Raw genomic sequence first — 9236 nt, 5'->3', positions numbered from 1 at the left:
GATCGGCCACAACGGCTGGCTCGCCGTGGCCTGGTGCCTGGGCCTGGCGGTCCTGGGCTACCTCTGGTCCACCTCGAAGTTCAACACCGACCCCAGGTAGGCCCCGTGGCGGCGCGGGCCCCACATTCCCGCACCTCGTCCCGTGCCAGGGCGGCGTACACCGACACCTTCGTCGGGGTACGCCGCCCGTTCGTGCACGAGGGGACACCGCCTAGACCTGGCCCTCCGCCCGGAGCCTCCCCTTCACCACCTTGCCGCTCGCGTTGCGCGGCAGACCGCTCACGAACTCCACCTCACGGGGGACCTTGTAGTTCGCCATCTCCCGTCGCGCCCATGCGATCAGGTCGTCCGCCGTCAGTACGGCACCTGCCCGGCGCACCACGTACGCCTTGCCGACCTCGCCGAGCCGGGCGTCCGGTACGCCGATCACCGCCACGTCCGCCACCCCCGGGTGCAGGCCGAGGAGTTGCTCGATCTCCGCCGGGTACGCGTTGAAGCCGCCGACGATGAACATGTCCTTGATGCGGTCCGTGATACGCAGGTTGCCCGCGTCGTCGAGGACGCCGACGTCACCCGTGCGCAGCCAGCCGTCGGACGTGAGCACCTCGTCCGTGGCCGGCTGGTCCTCGTAGTAGCCCCGCATGACGTTGAAGCCGCGGACCAGTACCTCTCCGGGGCTGCCGAGGGGCGCGTCCACACGTACCTCCGTGCCGGGGATCGCCCGGCCCGATGTGGAGGCGATCACCGAAGGGTCGTCGCCCCGGCGGCACATCGTGACGATGCCGCTCGCCTCGGAGAGGCCGTACGCCGTCAGGACCGTCTCGACGCCGAGTTCCCCGCGCAGCCGTTCCACCAGCCGCAGCGGCACGACCGCCGCGCCGGTCACGACCAGCCGGAGCGCGGAGAGGTCGTGCGCGGCGCGGGAGGGGTGGTCGAGGAGGGACTGGAGGAGGGTCGGGGGGCCGGGGAGGACCGAGACCCGTTCCGCCGCGATGTTCGCCAGCGCCGTCCCGACGTTGAAGACCGGCTGCGGGATCATCGTCGCGCCCCGCATCAGGCAGGCCAGGACGCCCGCCTTGTAGCCGAAGGTGTGGAAGAAGGGGTTGACGATCAGATAGCGGTCGCCCCGGCGCAGGCCGGCCAGGTCTCCCCAGATGTCGTACGCCCGCAGCGACTGCGCGTGCGTGATCACCGCGCCCTTGGGGCGGCCCGTCGTGCCGGAGGTGAAGACGATGTCCGAGGGCGCCGGGCCGGACACCGCCGACGCCCGCTCCCGCACCTCGGCCGGCCCGATGCCCTCCCCCGCCGCCAGGAAGTCCTTCCAGGTGCGGAAGTCCGGTGGCGCGTCCTCGGACAGGACGACCACCTCGGGGAGTTCGCCCGGCCGTCTTGCCGCCCGGCGCAGCGACGCCACGTACGACGTCCCCAGGAACGTGCCCGTCACGAAGAGCAGCCGGGTCCCGCTCCTGCGCAGCAGGTCCAGCGCCTCCGTGCCCTTGAAGCGGGTGTTCAGCGGCACCAGCACCGCACCCGCCGACACCGCGCCCAGGGCGGAGACGATCCAGTCCAGGGAGTTGGGGGCCCAGACGGCCACCCGGTCGCCGGGGCGCAGGCCGTGGGCGAGGCAGGCGGCCGCCGCCCGTTCGACCCGGGTGCCCAGTTCGGCGTACGAGATCCGGGTGCGGCCCTCCACCACGGCCTCGACGTCCGCGTACCGCTCGGCCGCCCACCGGACCAGACCGGGGATGCTGCCCCACTCCCCGCCTCGCTCGAGATCTCCGCGCACAACAGCCTCCCGACGACGAGCTGACTGCCCGTCAGATTAGCTGTAGCCTGACGGACTGTCAGCAGCTTCGTGGGACGCATGGAGGTGCGCGCACATGGCAGGCATCAAGGACGCCACCGCGATCGTCGGCATCGGCAGGACCGCCTTCGCCAAGCACCTTCCGGAGGACGAACGGACCCTCGCCTGCCGAGCCGTTCTCGCCGCCCTCGACGACGCCGGGATCGCGCCGGGCGAGGTCGACGCGCTGGCCTCGTACACCATGGAGGAGACCGACGAGGTCGAGCTGGCGAAGGCCGCCGGGTTCGGCGACCTCACCTTCTTCAGCAAGGTCGGCTACGGCGGCGGCGGTTCGTGCGCGACCGTGGCGCACCTCGCCGCGGCGATAGCCACCGGTCAGGCGAGCGTGGGCGTGGCCTGGCGGTCACGGAAAAGGGGCAGCGGGCCCCGGCCCTGGACGAACACCACCGTCCAGCTGCCGACCCCCGGCCAGTGGACGCGTCCCTTCGGCCTGCTGCGGCCGGCGGACGAGATCGCCATGCTGACCCGGCGCTACATGCACGAGTACGGCGCCACCCGCGACCACCTCTTCAACGTGGCCCTCGCCTGCCGGAACCGGGCCAACCAGAACCCTGCCGCGATCATGTACGACCGGCCCCTGACGCGCGAGATGTACATGACCTCCCGCTGGATCAGCGAGCCGCTGTGCCTCTTCGACAACTGCCTGGAGACGGACGGGGCGCTGGCCTGCGTCGTCGTCTCGCGGGAGCGGGCCCGGGACTGCCGGCACCGGCCCGTGTACGTCCACTCCGCCGCGCAGGGCCTGCCCGCCCAGCACCACGGCATGGTCAACTACTGGAACGACGACCCGCTCACCGGCCCTGCCTGGACCGCCGCCCGGCACCTGTGGAAGCACGCCGACCTCACGCCACAGGATGTGGATGTCGCGCAGATCTACGACGCCTTCACGGCCCTCGTCCCGCTCTCCCTGGAGGGCTACGGCTTCTGCGGGCGGGGTGAGGGCGGGGCGTTCACCGAGGGGGGCGCGCTGGAGATCGGCGGGCGGCTGCCGCTCAACACCTCGGGCGGCGGACTGAGCGAGGCCTACGTCCACGGGTTCAACCTCGTCACCGAGGGCGTGCGGCAGCTGCGCGGAACCAGCACCGCCCAGGTCCCGGGCGCCGCCACCTGTCTGGTCACCGCCGGTGAGGGCGTCCCCACGTCCGCGTTGCTGCTGAGGAGTTGAGGAGCATGCTGAGTCCTGTCACCGACCCCGAGGGCGCCCCCTTCTGGCGGTACGCCGCCGAGGGTGAGCTGCGCGTCCAGGCCTGCGCCGACTGCGCCGAGCCCCGCTTCCCGCCCCGCCCCTGCTGCCCGCACTGCCAGTCCTTCGCCTCCGAGTGGCGCCGGATGTCGGGGCTCGGACGCATCTGGTCGTACGTCGTCCCGCATCCGCCCCTGCTGCCCGACTACGCCGCGCAGGCGCCGTACAACGTGATCGTGGTCGAGCTGGCGGAGGCGCCGCGGATACGGCTCGTCGGCAACCTCGTCAGCCGTGCCGGTGCCGCCCTCGACTCCGTGCCGGCCGACCGCGTCCGGATCGGCGCCAAGGTGCGGGTGGTCTTCACCGACGCCGGGATCCCGCAGTGGGTGCACGCGTGAGCGGCCTGAGGGTCACCGCCGACAAGGACACCGGCGTCGCCGTCGTCACCCTCGACCGGCCCGCCCGGCTCAACGCCATCGACCTGGCCATGGCGAGTGAACTCGGCGCAGCGTGGCGCGAGTTCCGGTACGACGACTCCGTGCGGGCCGTCGTCCTCACCGGCGCCGGGGACAAGGCGTTCTGCACCGGCATCGACCGGGACGCCTCGGTGCCGCAGCCGGGATCGCCGTACATGCAGGACGATCCGCTGCTGGGCGTCGGGCCCAAAGCGAACGACCTGTGGAAGCCGGTCGTCGCGGCCGTCGGCGGGATGGCCTGCGGCGGGGCCTTCTACCTGCTCGGGGAGGCCGAGTTCGTGGTCGCGGACGAGACGGCCACCTTCTTCGACCCGCACACCGCCTACGGGATGGTCAGCGCGTACGAGTCGATGCTGATGGCGCAGCGGATGCCGTACGGGGAGGCCGCCCGGATGGCGCTCATGGGCACGGCCGAACGGGTCTCGGCGCGGCGTGCGTACGAGGTGGGGCTCGTGTCGGAACTCACCCCGCCCGGCCAGGCCCTGGCGGCGGCGGCGGCCTGCGCGACGGTGCTCGCCGGGTACCCGCCCGAGGCCGTGCAGGGGACGGTACGGGCGCTGTGGGCGGGCCGGGAGGCGGCCCTGGCGACGGCGTTCGCGCAGGCACCGGCGCTGGTCGCGCTGGGGAACCTGCCCGCCGGGCGGCAGGCGGAGTTGTTCCGCGGTCGGCACCGGGAGCACCGGACGCGGTGAGGACCGGGGCCTGTCGTTTGGATCACGCCGCAGACGCGGGGCTGACGAACTACCGCCGATTCCCTGCGACCTGATCCGAACGACAGGCCCTACACCTCCTCGGGCTCGGCGACCTCGTCGACGTCGCACCCGGCCACCTCGCCCGCGCGGCTGATGTTGCTCGACTCGATGTCGACGGTGAGCCGGTCGCCGCCGGCCACCTCGACGTACCAGGTCTCCTGCTTGACGAGCCCACCCTCGCGGTCCTCGAACGAGACGTCCACGGCGAAGGTGGCGGTGCTCGCGTTGGGGTTGGTGACCTCGACCCGGGAGTAGGGGGCCTTGCCGGTGGCGCACTTGACCGGCCTCACCGAGGCGTCGCGCAGCGGCTCGGCGGAGTCCGGGCCGCCGGACCCGGAGCCGTCGTACGAGTCGTCGTAGCCGCTGCCGCCGGACGAACCGCCGTAGTCGTCATCGTCGTCGTAGCCGTCATGGGCGTCGGAGCCGGACCAGGCACCTCCGCCGGACGTCGACGACGAGCCGTCGTGGTCCTGGCCGGAGCTGCTGCACCCGCCGCCTCCCCCGCCCCCACCGCCGGTGCCGCCGCTGTGCCGGCCCGTCGAGAAACCGGTCAGCGTCAGGACCACCGACGCGGCCACTGCCGTGAGCTTGAGCTTGCGCCCCCGAAGATCCATACCGGCAGCCTACGGATCACCTGTCACGGTCATGTCACCACCAGGCGACCGGCGCGCACCCGGGCCGGCCGTCGCGCCCGTGCCGGTCAGGCCGTGCGGGCCGTCCCCGTGCCCTTCTCCGCGTCGAGGGCGTACACGCAGCGGTCCTTGCTGCACGCGTACACGATCCCGTCCCTGACGACCGGGGAGCCGGTGATCTCGCCACCGGTGGCGAGCTTCCAGCGCAGCCGGCCGTCGTCGGCCTTGAGCGTGTACAGGAGGTGGTCGGTGGCGCCGAAGTGGATGCGTCCCTCCGCGACCGAGGGCGAGCCCACGATGTCGCCGCCCGCCTGGAAGCGCCACTTGGGCGTGCCGGTGACCGCGTCCAGGGTGTACAGGCCGGTGCCGCTGCCGACGTGGACGTGGCCGGCCGCGACCAGGACCGGTTCGACGGAGGTGCGGGCCTCGGTGGCGATGCGCCAGCGGTCGCGGCCGTCGGTGGCGTCCAGGGCGTACACCGTGCCGAGGTAGTCGGTCAGGTAGATGCCGCCGCCGGTGACCGCGGGACCGGGCGCGAAGGCGGGCGGGGAGAGGAAGACGGCCGGTGCCTCGAAGTGCCACCGGACGTGCCCCGCGGCGATGTCGACGGCGAGCACCCGGGTGCCCGCGCTGATGTACACGTAGCCGTCGGCGGCGGGCGCGACCCGGACCGGGACACCGCCGCAGGCGGCCGCGTCGCCGATCGGGTACGACCAGCGCTCGTCGCCGGTGCGGGCGTCCAGGGCGCGCAGCCGGGCGTCCTGCCAGACGTAGACCGTGCCGTCGTGCAGGGCGGGGCCGGCCTCGGGGGACTCGAAGTCGCTCTGGCAGCCGGTGATCTCCCAGAGCTTGCGGCCGTTCGCGCCCTCCCAGGCCTGGACGCCACCGCCGCGGGTACCGGTGACGACGGTCCCGCGCCCGGCCTTCAGGGAGTACACCCAGGCGTCCGTGGACAGCCGCCACAGGTCCGTGCCCTCGCGGGCGTCCAGGGCGAACAGGGTGGGCCCGTCGGAGGCGTGGATCCGGCCGTCGGCGACCGCCATCGACCAGGCCACGTCCCGGGTCTTGAAGCGGCGCCGCCCGGTGGCCACGTCGAGGGCGTGCACCTCGAAGGAGGTGACGTACACGAGGTCCTCGGCGACGGCGGGGGTGCCCCAGACGTCGTTGGACATCCGGAAGCGCCAGGGCCGCCAGCCGGAAGGGCTCTCCGCCGTCGCCGGGGGCGGCGTGGCCGGTGCGGCGGGTTCGGCGCCGTTGACGCCGGGGCGGGGCTTGGCCCAGGAGGCGGCCAGGCCCGCCTCGGGCGGGGGCGCCTTGACGGCGGCGGCGCGGGCGTCGGCCACGCGCGGGCCGGGGCCGATGGGCACGGCGGCGCCGGCCAGCCGCACCGGGCCCGCGTCGGCGCCGGCCGGGGCGGGCACCGGCGGGGCGGAGACGGGCGGCGCCGGGACGACGGGGTCGTGCGCGGGCGGGGGCGGTACCGCGGACGGGCGGCCGGAGCTGCGGCCGGCGCCCGAGGCGGGCCTGGCGGCGGGGCGGCCGCCGCGGCGGGACTCGATCAGGGCGACGGCCTTCTCCGGCAGCCACGCCGACGCCGTACCGCTGTCGTCGGAGCCGGAGCCGAAGAGGTGCGGGGCGAGCTGGGACTGGAGGTCGGCGGGGTTGGGGCGGGCGGTCGGGTCCATCTGCATGCAGGACTCGATCAGCGGGCGGAGTTCGTCCGGGAGCCCTTCGAGGTCCGGGCCCTCGCGGAGCAGCATGAAGACCGTCTCGACCGGGTTGGCGCCGTGGAAGGGCGGGTGTCCGGTGGCGGCGAAGACCAGCATCGAGCCGAGCGAGAAGACGTCGCTGGCGCCGGTGACGGAGCGCGAGTCCTTCGCCTGCTCGGGCGACATGTAGGCGGGGGTGCCGACGGCGACGTTCGTCATGGTCAGACGTGTGTTCGAGACGCCGGAGGCGATACCGAAGTCGATCACCCGGGGGCCGTCCTCGACGACGAGGACGTTCGAGGGCTTGAGGTCACGGTGGACCAGCCCCGCACCGTGGATCGACTGGAGCGCCTCCGCGACGCCCGCGGCCAGCCAGCGCACGGCCTGGGCCGGGAGCGGCCCGCAGTCGTTCACTATCTCCTCGAGGGAGGGCGCGGGGACGTACGCGGTCGCCAGCCACGGCACGGCGGCGCGCGGGTCGGCGTCCACCACGGCCGCCGTGTAGAAGCCGGAGACCGCGCGGGCCGCCTCGACCTCACGTGTGAAGCGGACGCGGAACAGCTGGTCCTCGGCGAGCTCCGTCCGGACGGTCTTGATCGCCACGCGCCGGCCGGACGCCGAGCGCGCGAGATAGACCAGCCCCATGCCGCCGGCACCCAGCCGCCCCAGCACCTCGAACGGCCCGATACGCCGCGGATCGTGCTGCGTCAGCTGATCCACCACTTGCCTGCCACCTCCCCGTACGAGCCGCGCCACCCACATATGTACGCGACCCCGTGCAGCGTCTCACCACCGCACCGCCGTGGCGGCACGCACCCCGATTCTTCCTGTCCCGGCCACAGGTTGCGAACCCGGTGACATATCGGGTGTCTCACCTCATACCAGGGCAAGAGGTGGTGCATTCCGGGACAAGCGGTGGCGCAAGCCCGTCCCACCGGCGGCGGAAGGGCGGCGAAACGGCGGGGATCCGCGACGGATCGGCGACGAGCCGGGCACGGACGGCGAAGGACGGCCCAGAGGATCCGGCGTCGTTCAACGCTGAAGTACCGCGAACGAGGCCCCCTGATCGTCCGTGACCACCCCCACCGTGCCGTAGGAGGTGTCGAAGGGTCCCCCCTGGATCCGGCCGCCCAGCCGCCTCACCTCGCCGAGCGCCGCCTCACAGTCCTCCACCCCGAAGTGGACGACGAAGTGCGGCGGCATCTCGGCCGGGAACGCGCCGGCGAGCGGGGCGCGGCCGAAGTCGGGCTCGGCCTCCGGCCCGAACAGGGCGTCGTGGAAGAGCTCGCCGTAGAAGTCGTTGGCGGCGGCCGTGTCACGGGCGTACAGCTCGGCCCAGACGAAGGCGCCGGGCGCGTGCCGCAGACCGAAGCCCGCGTGGGTCCCCGGCTGCCACAGGCCGAACACCGCACCCTCGGGGTCGGCGGCCAGCGCGGCCACGCCCAGCTCGCCCACCGGCACCGGCGCGGTGACCACCTGCCCGCCGGCCGCCCGGATCCGCCGGGTGAGCCCCTCGGCGTCCGGCGTCGCGAAGTACACCGTCCAGACGGTGGGCAGCCGGCCGTCCGTCTTCTGCGCGAGCGCGGCGACGGGCTCGCCCTCGTGGTACGCCCACACCGTCCCGCCGTAGGACGGCTCGAAGGACCACCCGAAGAGCTCACCGTAGAAGCGCCTGCCCGCCGCGACATCGGCGAGCTGCGCGTCCACCCAGCACGGGACGCCCTCGGCGTACGCCGCTTCGCGAGGAGATGTGCTGTTTTCGGCCATGCCGCCAAAGTAACGGCGGCATCGGCACCCCGCTCACCGGCCGGAGCACGCCCCGATCCCCCGCGCACCCCATTTGCAGTCGGCCGAATCGCGCTCCCATCACCCCTCGGTAAGCTGACGGCATGACAGGACAAGTGCGTACCGTCGACGGCCGCGTGGCCGGCCGGCGTGGGCAGGCGACGCGGCAGAAGCTGCTGGACTGCCTCAGTGAGATGCTCAGCTCCTCTCCCTACCGGGACGTCAAGGTCATCGATGTCGCCCGGAAGGCGGGCACTTCGCCCGCGACCTTCTACCAGTACTTTCCGGACGTCGAAGGCGCCGTCCTGGAGATCGCCGAGCAAATGGCCGCCGAGGGCGCCGGTTTGACGGAACTGCTCGAAGGGCGCACCTGGGTCGGCAAGGCCGGCTGGCAGACCGCCCAGGAACTGGTCGACGGCTTCCTGGAGTTCTGGCGCAAGAACGACGCCATCCTGCGCGTGGTCGACCTCGGCGCCGCCGAGGGGGACAAGCGGTTCTACAAGCTGCGGATGAAGATCCTGAACTCGGTGAACAACTCCCTGGTGGACGCCGTCACCGAACTCCAGTCCAAGGGCCGGGTCGACAAGGACGTGAACCCGGCGGCGATCGCCGGTTCCCTGGTCGCGATGCTGGCGGCGGTCGCCTCGCACCAGAAGGGCTTCCAGACCTGGGGGGTCAAGCAGGCCGAACTGAAGCCGAATCTCGCGCTGTTGGTGCACCTGGGCATCACGGGGAAGAAGCCGGCGAAGTAACGGCCGCCACCCTTTTCCCTGCGCCCGCCCTCTTTTTTCTTCTTCTCCCTTGCTCCAAGTCCTGTCAGGCCGACGGTGGTTCA

Annotated in this window: 8 protein-coding genes and 1 pseudogene; 5 read left to right on the top strand and 4 right to left on the bottom strand. The window is 72.9% G+C overall.

Going from position 1 to position 9236, the window contains the following annotated elements; all coding sequences use genetic code 11:
- A pseudogene (locus tag ACIHCM_RS23195) lies at positions 1-100 on the top strand (ABC transporter permease); the annotation flags it as partial.
- A gap of 111 nt (positions 101-211) precedes the next feature.
- On the opposite strand, the gene ACIHCM_RS23190 reads toward ACIHCM_RS23195, so the two are convergent.
- Entirely contained in the window at positions 212-1786 is a 1575-nt protein-coding gene (locus tag ACIHCM_RS23190; protein WP_399898798.1) for a FadD3 family acyl-CoA ligase, read from the bottom strand.
- Between the two features lie 94 nt (positions 1787-1880).
- On the opposite strand from ACIHCM_RS23190, the gene ACIHCM_RS23185 reads away from it, so the two are divergent.
- From ACIHCM_RS23185 to ACIHCM_RS23175, 3 genes are read left to right on the top strand one after another with little or no spacing between them, the layout of a single operon-like run.
- Positions 1881-3029, top strand: a complete 1149-nt coding sequence (locus ACIHCM_RS23185) for a lipid-transfer protein (RefSeq protein WP_399898796.1) — start codon at positions 1881-1883, stop codon at positions 3027-3029.
- Between the two features lie 5 nt (positions 3030-3034).
- Positions 3035-3445 carry a Zn-ribbon domain-containing OB-fold protein gene (locus ACIHCM_RS23180; protein ID WP_399898793.1) on the top strand — a complete coding sequence of 137 codons (411 nt, stop codon included), beginning with the start codon at positions 3035-3037 and terminating at the stop codon, positions 3443-3445.
- Positions 3442-4215, top strand: coding sequence for an enoyl-CoA hydratase/isomerase family protein (locus ACIHCM_RS23175; RefSeq protein ID WP_399898790.1), 774 nt, complete (start codon positions 3442-3444; stop codon positions 4213-4215). The genes ACIHCM_RS23180 and ACIHCM_RS23175 overlap by 4 nt, the downstream gene beginning before the upstream one ends.
- An 89-nt stretch (positions 4216-4304) precedes the next feature.
- Here ACIHCM_RS23175 and ACIHCM_RS23170 read toward each other — a convergent pair whose 3' ends face one another.
- From ACIHCM_RS23170 to ACIHCM_RS23160, 3 genes are all read right to left on the bottom strand, one after another.
- The gene (locus ACIHCM_RS23170) at positions 4305-4889 is read right to left on the bottom strand and encodes a hypothetical protein (protein ID WP_399898787.1); all 585 of its coding nucleotides are present in this window, start codon (positions 4887-4889) and stop codon (positions 4305-4307) included.
- Between the two features lie 86 nt (positions 4890-4975).
- Positions 4976-7339: a PQQ-binding-like beta-propeller repeat protein gene (locus ACIHCM_RS23165; protein ID WP_399898784.1), complete on the bottom strand. Its 2364-nt coding sequence runs from the start codon at positions 7337-7339 to the stop codon at positions 4976-4978.
- Positions 7340-7648: 309 nt separating this feature from the next.
- Positions 7649-8383, bottom strand: a complete 735-nt coding sequence (locus ACIHCM_RS23160) for a VOC family protein (protein ID WP_399898781.1) — start codon at positions 8381-8383, stop codon at positions 7649-7651.
- 134 nt (positions 8384-8517) lie between these two features.
- On the opposite strand from ACIHCM_RS23160, the gene ACIHCM_RS23155 reads away from it, so the two are divergent.
- Positions 8518-9153: a TetR family transcriptional regulator gene (locus ACIHCM_RS23155; protein WP_399898836.1), complete on the top strand. Its 636-nt coding sequence runs from the start codon at positions 8518-8520 to the stop codon at positions 9151-9153.
- Positions 9154-9236 lie beyond the last annotated feature (83 nt).

The sequence above is a fragment of the Streptomyces sp. NPDC052023 genome, from assembly GCF_044548465.1.
Lineage (GTDB): Bacteria > Actinomycetota > Actinomycetes > Streptomycetales > Streptomycetaceae > Streptomyces.
This window is presented reverse-complemented; position numbering and strand designations above follow the sequence as displayed.

Bases quoted from the DNA above. Each gene is read 5' to 3' on its own strand.
- ACIHCM_RS23185 (WP_399898796.1), top strand. From the start codon at position 1,881: ATGGCAGGCATCAAGGACGCCACCGCGATCGTCGGCATCGGCAGGACC.
- ACIHCM_RS23180 (WP_399898793.1), top strand. From the start codon at position 3,035: ATGCTGAGTCCTGTCACCGACCCCGAGGGCGCCCCCTTCTGGCGGTAC.
- ACIHCM_RS23170 (WP_399898787.1), bottom strand. From the start codon at position 4,889: ATGGATCTTCGGGGGCGCAAGCTCAAGCTCACGGCAGTGGCCGCGTCG.
- ACIHCM_RS23160 (WP_399898781.1), bottom strand. From the start codon at position 8,383: ATGGCCGAAAACAGCACATCTCCTCGCGAAGCGGCGTACGCCGAGGGC.